Annotated in this window: 20 protein-coding genes; 7 read left to right on the top strand and 13 right to left on the bottom strand. The window is 41.4% G+C overall.

Features of this window, described 5'->3' with window-relative positions; genetic code table 11:
* Positions 1–245: 245 nt before the first annotated feature.
* From nanA to pepN, 12 genes are all read right to left on the bottom strand, one after another.
* Positions 246–1,127, bottom strand: coding sequence for an N-acetylneuraminate lyase (gene nanA, locus A3EO_RS0101475; protein WP_018345685.1), 882 nt, complete (start codon positions 1,125–1,127; stop codon positions 246–248).
* A gap of 23 nt (positions 1,128–1,150) precedes the next feature.
* A complete protein-coding gene (locus A3EO_RS0101470; RefSeq protein ID WP_018345684.1) occupies positions 1,151–2,017 on the bottom strand; it encodes a MurR/RpiR family transcriptional regulator in 867 nt (288 codons plus the stop codon).
* A gap of 15 nt (positions 2,018–2,032) precedes the next feature.
* Positions 2,033–2,500, bottom strand: coding sequence for an N-acetylneuraminate anomerase (gene nanQ / locus A3EO_RS0101465; RefSeq protein WP_018345683.1), 468 nt, complete (start codon positions 2,498–2,500; stop codon positions 2,033–2,035).
* 9 nt (positions 2,501–2,509) lie between these two features.
* Entirely contained in the window at positions 2,510–3,394 is an 885-nt protein-coding gene (locus A3EO_RS0101460) for an N-acetylmannosamine kinase (protein WP_018345682.1), read from the bottom strand.
* Positions 3,395–3,404: 10 nt separating this feature from the next.
* Positions 3,405–4,091, bottom strand: coding sequence for an N-acetylmannosamine-6-phosphate 2-epimerase (locus A3EO_RS0101455; RefSeq protein ID WP_013747025.1), 687 nt, complete (start codon positions 4,089–4,091; stop codon positions 3,405–3,407).
* Between the two features lie 227 nt (positions 4,092–4,318).
* Positions 4,319–5,290 carry an HTH-type transcriptional regulator CysB gene (cysB, locus tag A3EO_RS0101450; RefSeq protein ID WP_013747024.1) on the bottom strand — a complete coding sequence of 324 codons (972 nt, stop codon included), beginning with the start codon at positions 5,288–5,290 and terminating at the stop codon, positions 4,319–4,321.
* Between the two features lie 21 nt (positions 5,291–5,311).
* Complete coding sequence (gene rluB, locus A3EO_RS0101445) at positions 5,312–6,205, bottom strand: 23S rRNA pseudouridine(2605) synthase RluB (RefSeq protein WP_018345681.1); 894 nt, start codon at positions 6,203–6,205, stop codon at positions 5,312–5,314.
* Between the two features lie 34 nt (positions 6,206–6,239).
* Positions 6,240–6,863 carry an L-threonylcarbamoyladenylate synthase gene (locus tag A3EO_RS0101440; RefSeq protein ID WP_018345680.1) on the bottom strand — a complete coding sequence of 208 codons (624 nt, stop codon included), beginning with the start codon at positions 6,861–6,863 and terminating at the stop codon, positions 6,240–6,242.
* 77 nt (positions 6,864–6,940) lie between these two features.
* Complete coding sequence (locus A3EO_RS0101435) at positions 6,941–7,780, bottom strand: PHP domain-containing protein (RefSeq protein ID WP_018345679.1); 840 nt, start codon at positions 7,778–7,780, stop codon at positions 6,941–6,943.
* Positions 7,781–7,796: 16 nt separating this feature from the next.
* Positions 7,797–8,342 carry a cell division protein ZapC domain-containing protein gene (locus A3EO_RS0101430; RefSeq protein WP_013747020.1) on the bottom strand — a complete coding sequence of 182 codons (546 nt, stop codon included), beginning with the start codon at positions 8,340–8,342 and terminating at the stop codon, positions 7,797–7,799.
* Positions 8,343–8,444: 102 nt separating this feature from the next.
* Positions 8,445–9,461: a quinone-dependent dihydroorotate dehydrogenase gene (gene pyrD / locus A3EO_RS0101425; RefSeq protein WP_018345678.1), complete on the bottom strand. Its 1,017-nt coding sequence runs from the start codon at positions 9,459–9,461 to the stop codon at positions 8,445–8,447.
* An 86-nt stretch (positions 9,462–9,547) separates the two neighbouring features.
* On the bottom strand, positions 9,548–12,160 hold the full coding sequence (gene pepN, locus A3EO_RS0101420) for an aminopeptidase N (protein WP_018345677.1): 2,613 nt from the start codon (positions 12,158–12,160) through the stop codon (positions 9,548–9,550).
* A 204-nt stretch (positions 12,161–12,364) separates the two neighbouring features.
* Here pepN and purE point away from each other — a divergent pair, with 204 nt between their 5' ends.
* The 3 genes from purE to A3EO_RS0101405 all read left to right on the top strand — a co-directional run bounded on the left by purE (position 12,365) and on the right by A3EO_RS0101405 (position 15,244).
* A complete protein-coding gene (gene purE, locus A3EO_RS0101415) occupies positions 12,365–12,865 on the top strand; it encodes a 5-(carboxyamino)imidazole ribonucleotide mutase (protein WP_013747017.1) in 501 nt (166 codons plus the stop codon).
* Between the two features lie 2 nt (positions 12,866–12,867).
* Positions 12,868–13,956: a 5-(carboxyamino)imidazole ribonucleotide synthase gene (gene purK / locus A3EO_RS0101410; RefSeq protein ID WP_018345676.1), complete on the top strand. Its 1,089-nt coding sequence runs from the start codon at positions 12,868–12,870 to the stop codon at positions 13,954–13,956.
* 97 nt (positions 13,957–14,053) lie between these two features.
* Complete coding sequence (locus A3EO_RS0101405; RefSeq protein WP_018345675.1) at positions 14,054–15,244, top strand: amino acid aminotransferase; 1,191 nt, start codon at positions 14,054–14,056, stop codon at positions 15,242–15,244.
* 80 nt (positions 15,245–15,324) lie between these two features.
* Here the strand turns inward: A3EO_RS0101405 and A3EO_RS0101400 are convergent, their stop codons facing one another.
* On the bottom strand, positions 15,325–15,765 hold the full coding sequence (locus A3EO_RS0101400) for a YcgN family cysteine cluster protein (protein ID WP_018345674.1): 441 nt from the start codon (positions 15,763–15,765) through the stop codon (positions 15,325–15,327).
* A gap of 195 nt (positions 15,766–15,960) precedes the next feature.
* Between A3EO_RS0101400 and ppc the strand changes: the two genes are divergently transcribed.
* The 4 genes from ppc (at position 15,961) to A3EO_RS0101380 (ending at position 20,121) form a co-directional block, all read left to right on the top strand.
* The gene (gene ppc / locus A3EO_RS0101395; protein WP_018345673.1) at positions 15,961–18,597 is read left to right on the top strand and encodes a phosphoenolpyruvate carboxylase; all 2,637 of its coding nucleotides are present in this window, start codon (positions 15,961–15,963) and stop codon (positions 18,595–18,597) included.
* A 115-nt stretch (positions 18,598–18,712) separates the two neighbouring features.
* Positions 18,713–19,261 (top strand): PadR family transcriptional regulator, encoded by a 549-nt coding sequence (locus tag A3EO_RS0101390; RefSeq protein ID WP_018345672.1) that lies wholly within the window; start codon positions 18,713–18,715, stop codon positions 19,259–19,261.
* A 15-nt stretch (positions 19,262–19,276) separates the two neighbouring features.
* Positions 19,277–19,777 carry a GNAT family N-acetyltransferase gene (locus A3EO_RS0101385; RefSeq protein WP_018345671.1) on the top strand — a complete coding sequence of 167 codons (501 nt, stop codon included), beginning with the start codon at positions 19,277–19,279 and terminating at the stop codon, positions 19,775–19,777.
* A 23-nt stretch (positions 19,778–19,800) separates the two neighbouring features.
* Entirely contained in the window at positions 19,801–20,121 is a 321-nt protein-coding gene (locus tag A3EO_RS0101380) for an HI1450 family dsDNA-mimic protein (RefSeq protein WP_013746999.1), read from the top strand.
* Positions 20,122–20,158: the final 37 nt, after the last annotated feature.

Below are 20,158 nucleotides of genomic sequence, written 5' to 3'. Positions count from 1 at the left end.
ACTTCATCACGAATGAATTCAAAATCGATGGCTTTCGCGACTTTACGGACAAGGTGGTCTTTTGGAACGAGTTGTTCGAGACTTATCATCTCGATTTCATATTGGAGTGAGGGTGTATTTTTGAGCATAGGCATTTCCTTTTTTCGATATGCCTATTAGATCAAACCTCTAGAGGTATGTCTAGAGGTTTGTCAGCAGTCTGAAACCGGTGTTTCCACCGGTTTTCTTTTCTATTTCTGGCACTATTAAGCAAGATATTTTGCTTTTAGCTCTTTCGCAAATGCGATTTTTTCCGGAGTTAATTCTTTGGTCATCGGTTCACGGCAATAACCGGCATCCACGCCGTCCAATTTCAACAACTCTTTAATAGTAAGATAAAGTCCATTAGATAAAATGCCTTCGATCAAGTCGTTGGTAACGTGTTGAATTTGACGAGCTTCTTCGATCTTACCTTGTTGAGCCAATTCAAAAATTTGTCTTGCACGCACACCATTGACATTGAAGGTACTACCGATTGCACCGTCCACGCCCAATACCGCCGCGGAAAGCATCATTTCATCAAAACCTGCCCAGATAAGGTGGTTCGGATAAGCTTTACGTACACGTTCCAATAAATAGAAATCACCGGCAGTGAATTTTACGCCAATAATTTTTGGATTTTTATAAAGTTCACCAAACTGTTCCACACCGATATTCACGCCGGTTAAGAACGGAATCGAGTAAACAATCATATTATTACCGGTTTCCGCCACGATGGTGTCGTAATAGTTTTTGATTTCAGCAAAACTGAATTTGTAATAGAAAGGTGTTACCGCAGAAAGAGAGTCATAACCCAATTCAGTTGCATATTTACCCAACTCAACCGCTTCCTGTAAATTAACACTACCAACTTGCGCAATTAATGCCACTTCATCTTTCGCTTCATCTTTGGCAATGCGGAAAATCTCTTTTTTCTCTGCGGTTGAAAGCATAAAGTTTTCGCCGGTGCTGCCACCGACATACAAACCGTTCACTTTCATTTTATCAATGTTGTAACGGATAATTTCGCGCAATCCTTTTTCATTGATTGAGCCGTCCGCATTAAAAGAAACTAATAATGCACTGAAGATACCTTTTAAATTTTTCATAAAATTTTCCTTTATTAACAGAGTTATTTAATTCGTTGTTCCAAAATAACATTAATGGTTTTCTGTTTCGCTTTAATCGCTTTTTGTTCTTCTTTACGCACCAACAACGCATAAATCAGATCCATCACGAACAGCTGCGCAATTTTTGTACCGATTGAATCACCTTGCATTTGCCCTTGGCGATTACCATTAATCAAAACATAATCCGCTTCTTCGGTAATTGGCGAACGTAAATTGTGCGTTAACGCCACTGTTTTTGCGCCTGCTTTCTTGGCAATGCGTAACGCACGGATGATCTCTTCCGAATAACCGGAATGACTAATTCCGATCACCACATCTCCCGCTTTCATCAGCGAAGCCTGCATATACATAAAGTGGTTATTCGTGGTTGCATCCACCTGCAAGCCGATGCGCATTAATTTATGTTTTACATCTTCAGCGGTAATGCCTGATGAACCGACACCGAACAAGAAAATACGTTTAGCTTTGTAAAGTTCATTAACCACTTGATCCAACTGATCAAAATCAAGCAAATTGATGGTTTCACCCACCACATTCACCAACGCAGTTTGTAATTTTTTGGCAATTTCAAATGCGTTGTCCTCTTCCGATACTTCTGTATCCAACAAGGTTTGGTTCTGCTTCTCTTGTGTCGCCAATTCGATCGCAAGCTCTAATTTGAAATCGGTATAACCTTTAAAGCCGAGTGTCCGGCAAAATCGAATAAAAGTCGCTTCACCAACATCGAGTTGTTCCGAAACTTCCGACAAAGAAGATTGGCTTAACAAATTCGGTGAAGCCAAAATTGCCGCCGCAATTCGCTTTTCCGTTTTCGTCAAACTGGTCTGCAATGCGCCAATCGTATCAAGAATTTTTCCGCTTTCAGACATAACGCCTCCCTTTACTTAAAGCAAGGTAACCGGAATTTTTACCACCAATTTTTTCAAATGTTGCACTTTACCTTCGACATTACAGCCCGGTTTATGTGGTTCATAAGGAAGAAAAATCGCAAACATTTTCGGGCGCAACACAATTTCACTTTTGGCATCAATATCCGGTGTTAATTGGTAATCATCTTTTTCATCATATTCGGTATAAAGTGATAAATCAGGATAAACAGGGCTACATTGAATGGCCTCTTTACCGCTGATTAAAACTTGAATATCTAAATATTGACGATGAATTTCCGCTTTTTTACTGCCGGCATCGGTGGTATCAAACTCCATTACATTCATATAAATTTGATCGGTAATATTATGTTTACCCAATTCCAAATCTGCTAAATCAAGTGTCTGCAAATGATCCAAAGCCTCTGCAATCACTTTCGGCAAACCCAATTTATATTCCGCTTTTGTCAAATCTCCAATAAACATATCTGTTCCTTATTTTAATGTTGTTAAATTCTGCTCAACCCACCACGCTGCGCCAATCAAGCCGGCATCCTGCCCGTGAAACGCTCGTTCGACCGCACATTGATAAAATTTAGGCTGTTGTTGCAAATAACTTTTCACCAGTGGTAAATAACCTTCTGCCAAACCGACACTACCACCGACAACCACTTTTTGAATATCCAATCCAATCACTAAATCTGCAATTAAGTTAGCGATAGTTTTCGCTGAACGCTGCACCAATGCAGTCGCTTTTTCATCCTGCTGCCGAAAACGCTCAAACACCTCTTTTGGTGAACAAGGGTGTTCCCAAACGCTGGCTGCCGCTTCAATCGCACGTCCGGAAGCAATCGCTTCAACGCAGCCTTGTCGTCCGCAACCACAAATCGGTCCGTTCGGATCAGCCAATGTATGGCCAATATGTCCTGCCACACCGTTCGGTTCTGTTAATAAGCGACGCTGTAAAATAATGCCACCGCCAACCCCGGTAGAAACGGTAATAAAAACAAAATTTTCCACTTGATCAGCATTCTGCTCTTTATATTCGGCACAAGCCGCCGCCTGTACATCATTTAATAAACCGATCGGTTTGTCGGTATGACGCGCAATGCTCTCTTTTAATGGAAACTCTGCCAATCCGCCTAAATTTTTCGGATTTAATGCCGTTAAGATGCCATTATTAATAATGCCGGTGGAAGCAACCGCCACGCAGTCAAATTGCCCTTGATACTGCTGTACAATCTCCGCCAAGACCTTATGCATCTCATCAACCACATTTTGTATCGGTGTTGCGATTTGACGGCGACAAGTTACCGTCCCATTATTAACCAACGCTGTTGCAATTTTGGTACCACCGATATCTAACGCTAAAATTTGCATAGGTTTCTCCCTATTTTGCTGATTTGACTGCATCCGCAAACCAGCTGACGATATGTTCCAAACGAGTCAATGCTGATCCGACCGTAACTGAATGCGCGCCGATTTCAATCGCTTTTTTTGCCAGTTCAGGTGTGTTGTAACGCCCTTCCGCCATCACGCGGCAACCGGCTTTTGCCAGATCAATCACTAATTGATAATCCGGCTCTGACGGTACGGCACCACCGGTATAACCGGACATTGTGCTACCAATCAAATCAACACCTAATTTTTGGCAGAACATTCCTTCATCAAAAGTGGAACAATCTGCCATTGAAAGTTTGCCCAGCGCTTTAATTCTTTTCACTGTTTCTTCAATCGTTGTCGGGCGTGTACGGAACGTGCCGTCAAAAGCGATAATATCCGCTCCTGCCGCTGCTAATGCCTCAACATCGTCTAAAAATGGGGTAATTCGCACCGGACTGTCCGGCAAATCACGTTTAACAATACCGATAATCGGCACCTTCACCGTTGGTCTTGTTGCTTTTAAATTATCAATTCCCTCAATACGCAAACCTGCCGCACCACCAATCACCGAAGCTTGCGCCATTGCAGCGACAATTTCAGGATGATCCATTGGACCATCATCGACCGGTTGACAAGAAGCAATTAAACCGTGCTTAATTGCTGCTAAAATCTCTTCTTGACTCAAATTTGACATATAAACTCCAGTAATTTTATTAAAATAGAAGTTAGACTTCATAATGGGTGTAATTTACTCTTATGTCATCTCAAGAACAAGCAAAATAATTTTTTTTTGAGATCAAGATCTCACTTTTTTGCAAAAATGGAGGGGTTTTATAATCAAATGGAGGGAAGAATATCATTTTGTTAAAAAATTATGCAGAGAAAAGTCCTCTGCATAATTGTCGTTGCTTATCTCAACTTTTAGAGATATTCCAACTCAACATCATCAAACATTTTGCGGATAACATCATTATCACGAATCTGTTCAGCGGTTTCCACCTGAGAACGTGTTAAATGCGGTGCAAAAATATTAATAAAATCATAAGTATAACGGCGTAAAAATGAGCCTTTTTTGAATGCAATCTGCGTCATACTGGCTTTGAAAAGATGGCTGGCATCAATCGCAACCAAATCGTTATCCTGATCGCTGTAAGCCATCGATGCCATAATGCCAACGCCCAAACCAAGACGCACATAGGTTTTGATCACATCCGCATCTGTCGCTGTAAAAACAGTGTTCGGCAAAATACCTTCACGATTAAAGGCATAATCGAGATCGGAACGTCCGGTAAAACCGAAAATATAGGTTACGAGCGGATATTTGCCCAGCTCTTCTATGGTTAGATGTTCCACCTTCGCCAATGGGTGATCTTTCTTCACAATGACGGAACGATTCCACATATAACAAGGCAACAAAATCGCATCTTCAAATAGATATTGCGCTTCAGTAATAATCGCCAAATCAATTTCACCTGAAAGCAACAACTCATAAATTTGTTGCGGTGAACCTTGATGAATATGCAAACTCACATCCGGATAACGTTTGACAAACTTTTTCACCACCTCCGGCAATTTATAGCGCGCTTGCGTATTGGTGGTGGCGATACGCAAAGTCCCGACATCCGGACGTTTATGCTCATCAGCAATTGCTTTAATGCTCTGCTCTTTCACCAATAATTCACGAGCAATCGCAATAATTTTTTCTCCGGTCGGCGTTAAACTCTGAATATGTTTACCGTTGCGCTCAAAAATTGGCAATCCCAGCTCATCTTCTAACAATTTAACCTGTTTACTAATACCGGGTTGGGAAGTATAAAGTGACTTTGCCGCATCAGTAATGTTTAAATTATTATTTGCAATTTCAACAATATAACGTAATTGCTGTAACTTCATTCTTCCTCCCTTAATACTGCTTTAACGTGTTTGATAACGTTTTTTAAGTGAATGCTGTTTAACTGCTTTACGAATTTGGTTTGATTTGAATGAACGTGAATTTTTAGTATCCACTTTGCTTTCCGTTTCGAGCGGTAAATCAACTAATTGACGCAAATAGTTCACTTTTTCTAACGGTAATTCAATCCAACCGCCACGCGGCAAGCCTTTCATCAAATCAATGTTTCCGTAACGGGTACGGATTAATCGACTCACCTGAATACCTTGCGATTCCCACAAACGGCGCACTTCTCGATTTCGCCCTTCCGTTAAGGTTACAGAAAACCATTGATTCATTCCCTGCCCACCTTGTGCAGAAATCTTTTTAAAACTTGCCGGGCCGTCTTCCAACTGCACACCTTTACGCAGTTTTGCCAACATTTGCTCTGTCACGTGACCAAATACACGCACTGAATATTCACGTTCAACTTCTTTGCTCGGATGCATTAAACGATTAGCCAATTCACCATCGGTAGTAAACAATAATAAGCCTGAAGTATTAATATCCAAACGTCCAACCGACACCCAACGAGCATTGCTGATTTGCGGCAAACGCTCAAAAACGGTCGCACGCCCTTCCGGATCGTGACGAGTACAAAGTTCTCCTTCCGGTTTGTAATACATCAACACGCGACAAATATCTTTGCGCGCAGCAATTAATGAAACCAGCTCACCATCAACACGAATTTTGGTATCGTTTTTCACTTCGACACGATCGCCTAGTGAGGCAATTTTGCCGTTTACACTCACACGTCCGGCTGCAATAATCGTTTCCACCTCACGGCGCGATCCGACTCCGGCACGAGCCAATACTTTTTGTAATTTTTCACCGACAATTTTGCCTGTGTTTTTTTTCTCATCTTGCTTGAGTTGCATAAATCTCCTTGTCGTCTTCACAGACGTCTAATGATTAAATAAAAGGTTCAATGCTGCCGCTGCCTTCTCTTAAAATCACCGGCGGCTCAACCGTTAAATCGACTACTGTGGTCGGATCTTGTCCAAGATAACCGCCGTGAATAATTAAATCCACTTGATTTTCCAACAAATTACGAATTTCTTCCGGATCGGATAAGGTGAAATACTCCTCGCCCGGCAGCATCAATGAACAGGAAAGAATCGGCTCACCTAATGTTTTCAATAATGCCAACGCAATATTATTATCCGGCACACGAATACCAATCGTCTTACGTTTGGATGTCATTAAACGTCTTGGTAACTCTTTAGTTGCCGTTAAAATAAAGGTATAACGTCCCGGCGTATTATTTTTGATCAAACGATAAATGGTATTGGTCACCAATGAATAATTGGATAACTCCGACAGATCACTGCACACCAAAGTAAAATTATGCCCTTCCGGCAATTTACGAATGCGAATAATGCAATCCATTGCGTGTTTATCACCGAGCATACAACCTAACGCATAGCCGGAATCCGTTGGATAAACGATGACACCGCCGTCACGTAAAATATCGACAGCCTGATTGATCAAACGTTGTTGAGGATTGTCCGGATGGATATAGAAAAACTGGCTCATAACACTCTCCTGTATTGTGACAACAAAAACGGCTTATTATATAACGCATTCAATCTTAAAATCACAAAAGATTTACACTATCGTTGCCAAACCGTTTTAACATTTTCAGGAATAGTTAAGTTTTTGCCTAATTCAATCCAACCGCACGGATAATGAAAGTCTGAACCGACAGAAGCAGACAGTGATAACTTGTCCAACCACTGAATTAACATTTTTTGCTGATTGTGATCAACGCCACCGGCAATTTCGACCGCATCACCGCCCCACTGTTGGAAATCCTCAATCAGCGTGCGGATTTTATTATTTGTCATCTGATAACGCATCGGATGTGCCACCACCGCAATACCACCGGCTTGATGGATAACCTCTATCGCGGTCGGAATATCACACCAATTTGCTTTGACATAGCAAGGTTTTCCTTGTGAAAGATAACGCTTAAAGGCTTGTCCTTCATTGCTTACCATACCGATATTGACTAAATAACGTGCATAATGCGCTCGTGTTACTTCACCACTGGTCAAAGCCTGCGCTTCGGCAAAAGCATTTTCCAATCCAAATTTTTTAAACCTTTCGCCAATTTCCACCGCTCTGGCATAGCGCAACTGCGCTTGTCGCTGTAACAATTCCGTCATTGCCGGATGTGTTTCATCAAAACCAAGCCCGACAATATGAATGGTTTTGCCTTGCCACACGGTCGAAATTTCAACGCCGCTGATTAAGGTAATCTGTTGCTGTTGAGCTGCCGTTTTTGCTTCAGCAATGCCATCCACCGTATCGTGATCGGTCAATGCCAACACCTCAACGCCTTGTTCTTTGGCGCGTGAAATGAGTGCTGTCGGCGACAATACGCCATCTGAAGCATTACTGTGAGAGTGAAGATCAATTTTTGTTGCAGAAATTTGTGATAACTTTTGCATTATGCTCTTAATTTAATTATGCGTACTGTTGGAATATTGCTTGCGGTGCGGAAACTTCAATCATCAGCGATTCAAGTCGATTAATATTAATCCGGAAAACATCACCGAACTGAAGTTGAGAATGCGGTAATTTTATCTGTTCATCTAAAACAATCACGCTGGCAATATTTTCTTCAATATCGGCAACTAACAAGGTTGCCCACATCTGACTTTGCGAAATCAGACATTTTGCCAAACCAATGTCTGTCGGCATTTGAGATTGTTCAAGTAAACTAAAAAACCAATTTTGTTGCTGTTTAGGTAATAAAAAATGGCGACAGGCAACGGCACTATAAGCTAATTGATGACAAATATCTTCCGATAATTGCAATGGCGCTAGAACATCAATAAAGCGATTGACCAAATCAAAGTCATCCACTTCAAAGCTAGTGCTCCCCATTCCATCTCTATTCAACACCTCTTTATTCAGCGTTGTTTCAATAATCGTATAATTAGGCAGTATCGCAGTGAGACGATCACGTTCACTGTCATAGCTCCATTTACACTTATTATCGAATGCCATAGAAATAACTTACCTAAAAATAAAATAATAATGCTGTTGATTATATGATAAAAAAAGAGAAAAGTGCGATTTAAATAACACTTTTCTTTAAAATTTCTTTTATTATGCAATATTTTTTACTAATTCCTGCACCAATTTTGGTCCGTGATAAATTAAACCGGAATAAATTTGCAATAATTCTGCACCTGCCGCTATTTTTTGCTGTGCATTTTCCACACTATCAATACCGCCACTGCCAATAATTGGAATATCACCTTTTAATTCTTGATATAACCGCGCAATAATTTTTGTGCTTAAATCTTGTAACGGTTTGCCGCTTAATCCGCCCTGTTGATCGGCATTTTCTAAACCGGCGACCGTATCTCTTGATAAAGTAGTATTAGTCGCAATCACGCCATCAAATTGATGTCGGCGCAAACTGTCTGCAATCGCCACTAACTCCGCTTCGTTTAAATCCGGCGCAATTTTTAACGCTATCGGCACATATTTATTCTGCTGTGCTGCCAATATTTTTTGTTTCTGTTTTAATGCCGCTAATAAATCTTCCAATAACTCCCCATATTGTAATTGACGCAATCCCGGAGAGTTCGGAGATGAAATATTGACGGTAATATAATCAGCATACGGATATACTTTTTCTAAACAGAGCAAATAATCATCTCGCCCTTTTTCGACCGGCGTAAAAGTATTTTTACCAATATTAATTCCCAACGTTCCGTCATAGCGTGATCGCTTAATATTCTCAATTACTTGATCCACGCCGTTATTATTAAAACCGTTGCGATTAATAATTCCTTCTGCTGCAATTAAACGAAATTGACGTGGTTTAGCATTACCGGGTTGCGGCAACGGCGTTACTGTTCCCACCTCAATAAAGCCAAAACCTAATGCCCCGAAACCATCGATCGCTTCAGCATTTTTATCCGCTCCTGCTGCTAATCCGATCGGATTTTTAAAGGTAATTCCCATACATTGTTTCGGCGTGCCTGCAACTTGCAAATATTTCTCAAGCAAACATTTCGCCGGACTGCGACCGACTGCGCCCAACAGATGAATGGTTAATTCGTGGGCTTTTTCCGCATCTAACGAAAATAAGACTTTGCGGATTAATTGATACATACTCGTACACCTCGCTGGATAGTTAACTGTAATGTTTAAACAATATTTAACCTAGAAAAAAGAGAGGCTAATGCCTCTCTTTACCATTATTGCAATGCTTTATCGATTTTCTCAAATAAATCACGAGAAAGATTATCCACTTCTCGTAAACGCTCTAAACCACGCTTCATCAAGGTTTGTCGTTGATTATCATAACGTGACAAACGGATTAACGGTTCGATTAAACGTGCTGCCACTTGTGGGTTTGAACTGTTCAATCGCATCAAAATATCAACTAAGAAACGATAACCTGAACCATCAATGGCGTGGAAAGCACTTGGATTTTGTGAACAGAAACTGCCCACTAATGCGCGTAAACGGTTTGGATTATTAAAATTGAAACTTGGATGTTCCATCAAATGCTGCACAATTTCCAACACATTGTCATCCGGACGTGTCGCTTGTAACGCAAACCATTTATCCATCACTAGGCCATCGTGTTGCCATTTTTGCTCAAAATCTGCCAACAATTCATCACGGCAAGCTAATTGTGCTTGAGTCGACATTGCTAATGCCGCTAACGTATCGGTCATATTATTAGCGTGAGTGTAATGTTTATAAACCAACGCATTCCCCAATTCAGTAAAGGCTAAATAACTCAAGCAGACATTATTGAAACTACGCAAAGCAATGCTTTGTTGATCGATACGATACTCATCCTGTTGTGTGAAGTTATATAAACGCAACAGCTGATCTTTCAATGCTGAAGCGATCGCTTTCTGCATAAAGCTACGCACCGCACGAATACCTGTCGGGTCAATGGTTTTGAACAATTCCGCGAATTCGGTTTCTTTCGGCAACGTCAAAATTAACGCGGTTAATTCAATATCCTGATCATAATTATCCAGTAAATAACGCAATGCCTGAATAAATTCTTCCGACAGTTGTAAGCTTTCATTTTGTTGATAATGCTGTAGATTTTGACGCAATTCATTAGCCAACAACATTTGACTTGCATCCCAACGAATAAAACCGTTTTCCGCAAATTTCATTAACGTAATCAACTGCTGTTTACTATAAGGAAATTCCAATTTCACCGGCGCAGAAAATTCATTTAATAATGCCGGCACCGGTTTTTTGTATACCGGTGAAAATTCAAAAGTTTGTTCATATTGCGTTACATTCAACACATCGGAATCTAATTCAACGCCCTGCACTTTTAACGGCAACGCTTTCCCCGCTTCATCATAGAGAGAAATACGCACCGGAATATGCAGATTGACTTTATCCATCTGATCCAATGTCGGCGGTGTCATCTGATTGATATGCAGACGGTAAGTCAAGGTGTTGGCATCATACTCATCGGTGATGTTCAATTCCGGCGTACCGGATTGACTATACCAGCGGCGGAATTGGGTTAAATCGACTCCGGAAGCTCGCTCCATTGCCGACACAAAATCATCACAAGTTGCCGCTGTTCCGTCATTTTCGGCAATATACAATTTCATTCCTGCTTGGAATTTTTCTTCGCCTAACAAAGTGTGAATCATACGAATCACTTCTGCCCCTTTCTCATAAACAGTAACGGTATAGAAGTTATTCATTTCAATGACTTTTTCCGGGCGAATTGGGTGTGCCATCGGACTGGCATCTTCAGCAAACTGCACCGCACGTAGGAATTTGACATTATTAATGCGATTTACAGTACGAGAACCGGTATCGGATGAAAACTCTTGATCACGGAAAACGGTCAAGCCCTCTTTTAAACTAAGTTGGAACCAATCACGACAAGTCACACGATTACCTGTCCAGTTATGGAAATATTCGTGGGCAATCACTCTTTCAACATCAAGATAATCGTTGTCGGTTGCGGTTTGTGGGTTTGCCAATACGAATTTAGAGTTAAAGATATTTAACCCTTTATTCTCCATTGCCCCCATATTGAAGAAATCAACAGCAACAATCATATAAATATCAAGATCATATTCAAGATCAAAGCGATCTTCATCCCATTTCATCGCTTTTTTCAAACTTGCCATCGCCCAATCGGCACGATTTAAATTACCTTTATCAACATAAAGTTCCAGTGCCACTTCACGACCGCTACGTGTGGTGAAAGTATCACGCAACACATCAAAATCACCTGCCACCAGCGCAAAAAGATAGCTTGGTTTTGGGAACGGATCTTGCCATTCCACCCAGTGGAATCCATTATCTAAATCACCTTGACGAACGCGATTACCATTAGAAAGCAAAATCGGATATTGCGCTTTATCGGCGATAATGCGTGTGCTGTAACGTGCCAATACATCAGGGCGATCCAACATATAAGTAATTTGACGGAAACCTTCCGCTTCACACTGAGTACAAAGTGCTTCACCGGATTGATACAAACCCTGTAACGATGTATTTTTTGCCGGAGAAATTAAGGTAACAATCTCCAATTCAAATTTGTCACGTACAATCTCGCCCAAATCCAAAATCAAGCCGTCATTTACTTTTTCATACTGCGAAAACGGCTCATCGTTCAGTTTGATCGAAACTAACTCCAAGCTTTGCCCGTCAAGATGTAATTTCGTTGCTTCCGGATTTAATTTATGCACCAAACTCTTTGCCGTGACCTTGGTTTGCTGCGCATCGAGTTGAAATTCAAGAAAAATATCACTAATTGTGTAATCAGGTTTTTTATAATCTTTCCGATATTTAGCTTTTGGTAACATAAATCTTCCATCCATAAAATATAAAAAAACGTGTGCTAGGATAAAGTTTTATTCCTCAAGTTGCAATCTGATTTCAAGGTTTTTCAATGGTTTCTTCCTATCGCCGCTATCTTTGATTTCAATTCAAATGTGATTGTTATATTTCACTGCTTAGCAATAAATGCTATCCTTATGCCCTCAAATTCACTACTAGGAAATTATGTTATGCCTCAAACTGAAATTGCGATTGTAATGGGTTCCAAGAGCGACTGGAACACCATGCAAGAAGCCGCCAATATTCTCGATCAATTACAAATTCCTTATCACGTTGAAATCGTTTCCGCCCACCGCACTCCCGATAAATTATTCCAATTTGCCGAAACTGCCGCTGAAAACGGTTATAAAGTCATTATCGCCGGCGCCGGCGGTGCAGCGCATTTGCCGGGAATGTTAGCCGCTAAAACGCTTGTTCCTGTACTTGGCGTACCGGTAAAAAGTTCAATGTTGAGCGGTGTAGACAGCCTCTATTCTATCGTACAGATGCCTAAAGGCATTCCGGTCGGCACATTGGCTATTGGCCCTGCCGGTGCGGCAAACGCCGGTTTGCTTGCAGCACAAATTCTTGCTGTTTTTAATGCTGATTTAAGCAATCGTTTACGTCAATTCCGTCAACAACAAACTGATGATGTATTAAATCATCCCGATCCACGCGTTATCGAGCAATAATTATGCAAAAAAGTTCTCTTTATCCAACAATTTATGTTTTAGGCAATGGACAATTAGGTCGAATGTTACGCTATGCCGGCGCACCTTTAGATATTAATGTGGTGCCGCTCGCATTCCAACAGGCTGTGTTTGAATTGGAGCAACCGGCATTAGTAACAGCGGAAATCGAACGTTGGGAGCAAACACCACTCACCGATCTGCTCTCTTCTCATCCGAATTTCATCAATAAAAATACCTTCGCCCGTCTGGCAGATCGCCTTACTCAGAAACAGCTGCTTGATCAGCTTGAACTCGCCACTTCGCCGTGGCTACATTTAACCGCACAAACTTCGTGGCAACAGGTTTGGCAAAATGTCGGTGAAAAAGTGGTCGTAAAACGTCGTACCGGCGGTTATGACGGTCGTGGTCAATGGATTGTCGATCAACATAACACCGATGTGATTACTGAAGCGTTATTCGACCACACTATCGCCGAAGCATTCATTCCTTTTGACAGTGAAGTTTCTTTGGTTGGTGCCAGATTCGCCGATGGTCGTACCTATTTCTATCCAATCACGCAAAATTTACAGCAACAAGGCATTTTACGTTACAGTGTTATATCATCAACCAAGCCGCATCCGATGCAAGCTGAAGCGGAACGTATGCTTGGTAAAATTATGCAACATTTGGATTATGTCGGTGTTATGGCGATGGAATGTTTTGTGGTGGGTGATAAATTGTTGATCAATGAACTCGCGCCACGTGTACATAACAGCGGACACTGGACACAATTAGGCGCAAATATCAGCCAGTTTGAGCTTCATTTACGCGCATTATTGAATTTACCGACGCCAAAATTAGTCGCAAGAATGCCGACCGTAATGGTCAATATTATCGGCACCGAACATCACAAAGAGTGGTTGGCATTACCTTATTCTCAACTACACTGGTATGGCAAAGAGGTGAGAGCCGGCAGAAAATTGGGGCATATCAATATTGCACATCCTGATAATATGCAGCTGATAGAGATTTTAAACCAACTTGAACCGTTACTGCCGGACGATTACCAATCCGGTTTAGCTTGGGCAAAACAGCAATTACAAATTGCATAAAATGAAATTAAATCGCTAGAAACACTTGTCAAAGTCAACGCTTTAACGGTATAACTAGCACACTGTTAACACAACAATTATGTAGAAGGAAAATCTGATGTTTGAACATATTGAAGCCGCTCCGGCTGATCCTATTCTTGGTTTAGGTGAAGCATTTAAAGCTGATTCACGCAGTAATAAAGTTAACCTTGGTATCGGCGTTTATAAAGATGCCAACGGTCAAACCCCTATCGTTAAAGCAGTAAAAGAGGCTGAAAAACGTCTACTTGCCAATGAAAATACCAAAAACTATCTTGGCATTGACGGTTTAGCTGATTTTAATCGTCAAACACAAATTTTATTATTCGGTGCTGATCACGACATTGTCAAAAATAAACGTGCGAAAACAGCACAAAGCCTTGGCGGTACCGGTGCATTGCGTATTGCCGCTGAATTTATTAAACGTCAAACTTCAGCAAAAAATGTTTGGATCAGCGCACCGACTTGGCCAAACCATAACGCCATTTTTAAAGCGGTCGGAATGAATATTTGTGATTATCGTTATTACAACAAAGCGACTCACGGTTTAGACTGGGCAGGAATGATCGCCGATTTGGAAAATGCGCAAGCAGGTGATGTCGTGTTATTCCACGGCTGCTGCCACAACCCGACCGGTATCGATCCGACACCGGAACAATGGGCAACATTAGCAAAAATGTCGGCTGAAAAAGGCTGGTTGCCGTTATTCGACTTTGCTTATCAAGGCTTTGCCAACGGTTTGGAAGAAGATGCTGTCGGTTTACGCACTTTTGCCGCAAACCATCAAGAATTGTTAGTAGCAAGTTCTTATTCCAAAAACTTCGGTTTATACAACGAACGTGTCGGAGCATTCACCCTTGTTGCTGCCAATGAAGAAGTGGCTACCAAAGCATTCAGCCAAATTAAAGTTATCATTCGTACCCTTTACTCTAACCCGTCATCTCACGGTGCGAGTGCTGTTGCCACTGTGTTAAATGACGCACAGCTAAAAGCGGAATGGATTGCTGAATTGGATGAAATGCGTGGCAGAATCAAAGCAATGCGTCAAAAATTTGTGGAATTGCTTGCTAAACACGGTGCAAAACAGAATTTCGACTTCATCATTCAACAAAACGGTATGTTCTCTTTCAGTGGATTAAGCCCTGAACAGGTTGATCGCTTAAAAGAAGAATTTGCCATTTATGCCGTTCGTTCCGGTCGTATCAATGTCGCCGGTATTACCGAACAAAATATCGATTACTTATGTGAAAGCATTGTGAAAGTGCTTTAATCACTGATTAGATCAAGTCGCTCCTCATCGAGCGACTTTTTTATGACATAGCAGCATATAAAATTTACAATTCAACCGAGTCAAAACTCATCCACCACAAACTCAAACCAATCAATCACATCCTGTTCGTGAATGCCGTTTGTGATCATCACTTTGGCTTTATGCATTTCAGATTGATTCCCCACCAACAGCGGATGCCAATCAGGTAAAGGTATCCCCTCATACAGCAAGCGATAAGCACAGGTTTTCGGCAACCACGTGAAATCAGGCAAATTTTTCTTGGTTAATTTAGTACAGTCCGGCATCAATTTAAAACGTTGGCTATAATTTTGACAGCGCCCAGTTTCTAAATCCAACAAATCGCAAGCAATACGGGTAAAATAGAGCCGTTGCCGTTTACCTCTTCCTTCAATAAACTTTCGATAACAGCATTTACCGCAACCGTCACATAATGCTTCCCACTCTTCGTCACTCATTTCCAATAAACTTTTTTGTTGCCAAAACTGTTCACTTAGTGCCATTTTCAACCACTCCGTTTTTATCTTAATCCCTACTAAAAATTGTAATTTTTCTAAAATTATGTCTAAAAAAAGAAATATTTTGTTAAAAATAATCTAACAAACCAATTTTTTTATTAAATAAATTAATTATCGTTTGACCTTATTCTCTCTTTTTTGTTATATCTACCACTATCGAAAGTGAAATGAGGTACAACAATGATCGAACAATATTCTGCAATGCGCAACAATATTAATATGCTTGGGCATCTTCTGGGCGAAACCATTAGCGATGCTCAAGGGAATGATATTCTTCAACTTATTGAAAAAATAAGAATTTTATCAAAAAGCTCTCGTTCCGGCGATGAACAGGCACGCCAACAACTGTTACAAACATTAGAAAATATCTCACCGGATAATATCATTCCGGTGGCTCGTGCTTTCAGTCAATTTTTAAACCTCACGAATATTGCCGAACAATACCAAACCATCTCCCGTCATCATACTGATGAGGTGATGTCGGAACGTTCTATCGCCGCCTTGCTTGGCCGTTTAAAACAGGATAACAGCATTTCAAAACAGCAAATAATTGAAGCCGTTCAACAACTGTTGGTTGAGCTGGTATTAACTGCCCACCCGACCGAAGTGACTCGTCGCTCGTTGGTGCATAAATATGTTGAGATCAATAACTGCCTGCGTAAATTGGAAAATGCCGATTTAACCGCACTTGAACGCCAACAAATTGAACGCCGTCTGTTGCAATTAATCGCCCAGGCTTGGCACACCAATGAAATTCGCACGCAACGCCCTACTCCATTTGAAGAAGCTAAATGGGGATTTGCCGTTATTGAAAATAGCTTATGGTCTGCGGTACCACAATTTTTACGCCAGTTAAATCAGGATTTGGAACAACATTTACAATTCCAATTACCGGTTGATTTAGCCCCTGTCCGTTTCTCCTCTTGGATGGGTGGCGACCGTGACGGTAATCCGTTTGTTACTGCCGAAGTGACGCAAAAAGTGCTTTATTTGGCTCGCTGGAAAGCGGCGGAACTCTTTCTTACCGATATTCAGCAGCTTTCTGATGAGCTTTCAATGATTGAATGTTCTGCCGAATTTACACAAAAATATGGCAATCACGAAGAGCCTTACCGTGCGGTGGTAAAAGATCTGCGTGTTCGTCTTAACAATACGCTCAACTATTTTGATGATAAATTGGCTAACCGTACACCAACCATTAATCCGGAACAGATTATTACCACTGATGAACAGTTGTGGCAACCGCTATATGATTGCTATCAATCACTCTGTGCGTGCGGAATGCGAATTATCGCAAACGGCTTGTTACTTGACTGTTTACGCCGAGTGCGTTGTTTCGGCGTTACCCTCTCTCGGTTGGATATTCGTCAAGAAAGCACACGCCACCAACAGGCTATTGCTGAAATTACACGCTACATCGGGCTAGGCGACTATTCACAATGGAGTGAAGATGATAAACAGGCATTTCTCGTGCGTGAATTAAGTTCACGCCGACCGTTAATTCCGCAAGATTGGCACCCTTCTGCGGAAACAAAAGAGATTTTAGATACCTGCAAAATTGTGGCACAACAGCCGCAAGGCATTATCTCTTGTTACATTATTTCAATGGCGCGTACTGCGTCTGATGTGTTGGCAGTGCATCTGTTGCTAAAAGAAGCCGGCATTAAATATGCGCTGCCGGTAGTGCCATTATTTGAAACCTTAGATGATTTGGATAACGCTGAAAGCGTAATGCAACAACTGTTTGATATCGGTTGGTATCGCGGCATTATCAATAACAAACAGATGATTATGATCGGCTATTCCGATTCTGCCAAAGATGCCGGAATGATAGCGGCTTCGTGGGCGCAATATCGTGCGCAAGAAGCACTGGTCAATCTTTGTGAAGATCGTCGCATTGAATTGACCCTGTTCCACGGTCGCGGTGGGACTATCGGTCGTGGCGGCGCGCCGGCTCACGCTGCTCTGCTCTCTCAACCGCCTAAATCTTTGAAAAATGGTTTACGTGTAACCGAACAAGGTGAAATGATTCGCTTCAAATTGGGATTGCCGGAAGTGGCGGTGCAAAGCTTAGATCTTTATGCCAGTGCCGTTTTAGAAGCCAATCTGTTACCGCCACCCAACCCGAAACAGGCTTGGCGTGAAATTATGGATGAACTTGCGGATACTTCTTGTGAAATCTATCGTCAAGTCGTTCGTGGAAATGCCAACTTCGTGCCTTATTTCCGTGCTGCAACACCGGAGCAGGAACTCTCAAGATTGCCGCTTGGTTCACGTCCGGCAAAGAGAAATCCAACCGGTGGCGTTGAAAGTTTACGTGCAATTCCTTGGATTTTTGCTTGGATGCAGAATCGCTTAATGTTGCCGGCGTGGCTTGGTGTCGGAGCTTCATTGCGCACCCTATTTGAACAGGGTAAAAGGTCAACCATTGAACAAATGTGTAAATCTTGGCCGTTTTTCTCCACGCGTATCGGAATGGTTGAAATGGTATTCAGTAAAACCGATTTATGGTTAGCCGAATATTACGATCAACGCTTAGTGCCGGAAAATCTATGGTACTTAGGAGAATCATTACGTGAACAGCTAAAAGCGGATATTCAAACCTTGCTTTCACTGTCACACGAAGATCGGTTGATGGCAGATCTGCCGTGGATTGCCGAATCGATCAAACTGCGTAACATTTACACTGATCCGCTCAATTTGCTGCAAGTGGAATTATTGCGCCGTTTACGCAGCGGTGAAAATAACCACGCTTTGGAACAGGCGTTGATGATTACCATCACCGGTATTGCTGCCGGAATGCGTAATACAGGTTAGTTTTTAGCAAAACAGGAGCAACAAAACGGCAGCAAATGGCTGCCGTTTTTTCTGACTGTATAAATTCGCCTAAATTCAGTAGAATATTGCCCATTCTTATTTATCCTAAACAGTTATGGCGTTATCTCACACAATACTTTCAATTCTGGCGCATCAAGCTGCCACCGGTTATGACATCAGTAAAAAATTTTCGCAAACTTATGGCTTAATCTGGCAAGCAACACACCAACAGGTCTATCGAGAATTAAATTTATTAGAAAAACAGGGCTTAATCTCTTTTTCGTTGCACTTCCAACAGGGAAAACCCGATCGCAAAGAGTATCAATTAACCGATCAGGGCGAACAGCAACTGAAAAAATGGTTGCTGGAAAGCACTCTGACAAACGGTATTTTGCGCGATGAGTTTATCTCTCGGATCTTGGCAGCGTTGAAATGCCATCCGCAAATGGCATTCAGTGCGGTAAAAAAACGGCAGCTCGACCATCAACAAAATATCGAAAATATGCAAAAACTGATGCAGGAATTAGAACTGCTTGATGAAAAAACACTGTATGATAGCTTAATGATTCTGTTGCTGAAACGCAGTATTCGCCAAGAGGATGTCAATTTGCAATGGTTGGAACAGGATCTGTTGCCGATGTTACAGTTGTTACAGCAGAAATAACAAAAGGAGAAAAAGATGCCTACTACTCTTATTCGCCCGGCACAACAGCAAGATCTGCCGGCATTATTGGCGATTTATAACCACGAAATCCTCAATGGCGTTGCCACTTTTGATTTGCAACCTAAATCGTTAGCTGAAAGACAAAGTTGGTTTGATGAACATAACAAAAATAATCATCCACTGTTGGTTGCTGAACAAGACGGTGAAGTGCTTGGTTATGCTTCACTTTCTCGCTATGCAGAGAAAGCCGCATACAATTCAACAGTTGAACTTTCCGTCTATATTGCCCCATCCGCGCGCCGACAAGGTATTGCTTCACAATTAATGCTCGCGGTGATTGATCTGGCTAAAAAAGATAACGCCACCCATTTAATCGTGTCATTAATTACCGGCACGAATCAGGCAAGCATTAGTTTGCATCAGAAGTTTGGTTTCAATAAAGTCGGTACGCTGCATCAGGTCGGCTATAAACACCAACAATTTTTAGATGTTCATATTTATGAACTATTCGTTTAATTTCACTGACAAAGGGTATTTTTATGACTGAAATGCAAAAACTCGATCCGGATACGGCAATTGATATCGCCTATGATATTTTTCTTGAAATGGCACCGGAAAATCTTGATCCGGCTGATATTTTATTATTTAACCTGCAATTTGAACAACGTGGTGCGGTTGAAATGGTTGAAACCAGTGATGATTGGGACAATGAAATCGGCGTGTTGATTGATCCGGAGGAGTTTGCTGAAGTTTGGGTCGGATTAATTAATGATAATGATGAAATGGATGATGTTTTTGCCAAAATCTTGATTTCACATCAAGAGCAGGATCGGCAATATCATATTGTTTGGAAAGAATAATTTTGATGAAAATCTGTCTAACCGCATTAATTCACCG

Source organism: Gallibacterium anatis DSM 16844 = F 149 (assembly GCF_000379785.1).
Taxonomy (GTDB): domain Bacteria; phylum Pseudomonadota; class Gammaproteobacteria; order Enterobacterales; family Pasteurellaceae; genus Gallibacterium; species Gallibacterium anatis.
The sequence above is the reverse complement of the archived record's forward strand: the minus strand, read 5'-3'. Positions and strand labels throughout refer to the sequence as shown.

Coding starts and splice junctions, on each gene's coding strand:
- A3EO_RS0101385 (WP_018345671.1), top strand. CDS start 19,277: ATGCCTACTACTCTTATTCGCCCGGCACAACAGCAAGATCTGCCGGCA.
- A3EO_RS0101455 (WP_013747025.1), bottom strand. CDS start 4,091: ATGTCAAATTTGAGTCAAGAAGAGATTTTAGCAGCAATTAAGCACGGT.
- pepN (WP_018345677.1), bottom strand. CDS start 12,160: ATGTTACCAAAAGCTAAATATCGGAAAGATTATAAAAAACCTGATTAC.
- nanQ (WP_018345683.1), bottom strand. CDS start 2,500: ATGTTTATTGGAGATTTGACAAAAGCGGAATATAAATTGGGTTTGCCG.
- A3EO_RS0101390 (WP_018345672.1), top strand. CDS start 18,713: ATGGCGTTATCTCACACAATACTTTCAATTCTGGCGCATCAAGCTGCC.
- ppc (WP_018345673.1), top strand. CDS start 15,961: ATGATCGAACAATATTCTGCAATGCGCAACAATATTAATATGCTTGGG.
- A3EO_RS0101400 (WP_018345674.1), bottom strand. CDS start 15,765: ATGGCACTAAGTGAACAGTTTTGGCAACAAAAAAGTTTATTGGAAATG.
- purK (WP_018345676.1), top strand. CDS start 12,868: ATGCAAAAAAGTTCTCTTTATCCAACAATTTATGTTTTAGGCAATGGA.
- A3EO_RS0101440 (WP_018345680.1), bottom strand. CDS start 6,863: ATGAGCCAGTTTTTCTATATCCATCCGGACAATCCTCAACAACGTTTG.
- A3EO_RS0101405 (WP_018345675.1), top strand. CDS start 14,054: ATGTTTGAACATATTGAAGCCGCTCCGGCTGATCCTATTCTTGGTTTA.
- rluB (WP_018345681.1), bottom strand. CDS start 6,205: ATGCAACTCAAGCAAGATGAGAAAAAAAACACAGGCAAAATTGTCGGT.
- A3EO_RS0101380 (WP_013746999.1), top strand. CDS start 19,801: ATGACTGAAATGCAAAAACTCGATCCGGATACGGCAATTGATATCGCC.
- A3EO_RS0101430 (WP_013747020.1), bottom strand. CDS start 8,342: ATGGCATTCGATAATAAGTGTAAATGGAGCTATGACAGTGAACGTGAT.
- A3EO_RS0101435 (WP_018345679.1), bottom strand. CDS start 7,780: ATGCAAAAGTTATCACAAATTTCTGCAACAAAAATTGATCTTCACTCT.
- nanA (WP_018345685.1), bottom strand. CDS start 1,127: ATGAAAAATTTAAAAGGTATCTTCAGTGCATTATTAGTTTCTTTTAAT.
- purE (WP_013747017.1), top strand. CDS start 12,365: ATGCCTCAAACTGAAATTGCGATTGTAATGGGTTCCAAGAGCGACTGG.
- A3EO_RS0101470 (WP_018345684.1), bottom strand. CDS start 2,017: ATGTCTGAAAGCGGAAAAATTCTTGATACGATTGGCGCATTGCAGACC.
- A3EO_RS0101460 (WP_018345682.1), bottom strand. CDS start 3,394: ATGCAAATTTTAGCGTTAGATATCGGTGGTACCAAAATTGCAACAGCG.
- cysB (WP_013747024.1), bottom strand. CDS start 5,290: ATGAAGTTACAGCAATTACGTTATATTGTTGAAATTGCAAATAATAAT.
- pyrD (WP_018345678.1), bottom strand. CDS start 9,461: ATGTATCAATTAATCCGCAAAGTCTTATTTTCGTTAGATGCGGAAAAA.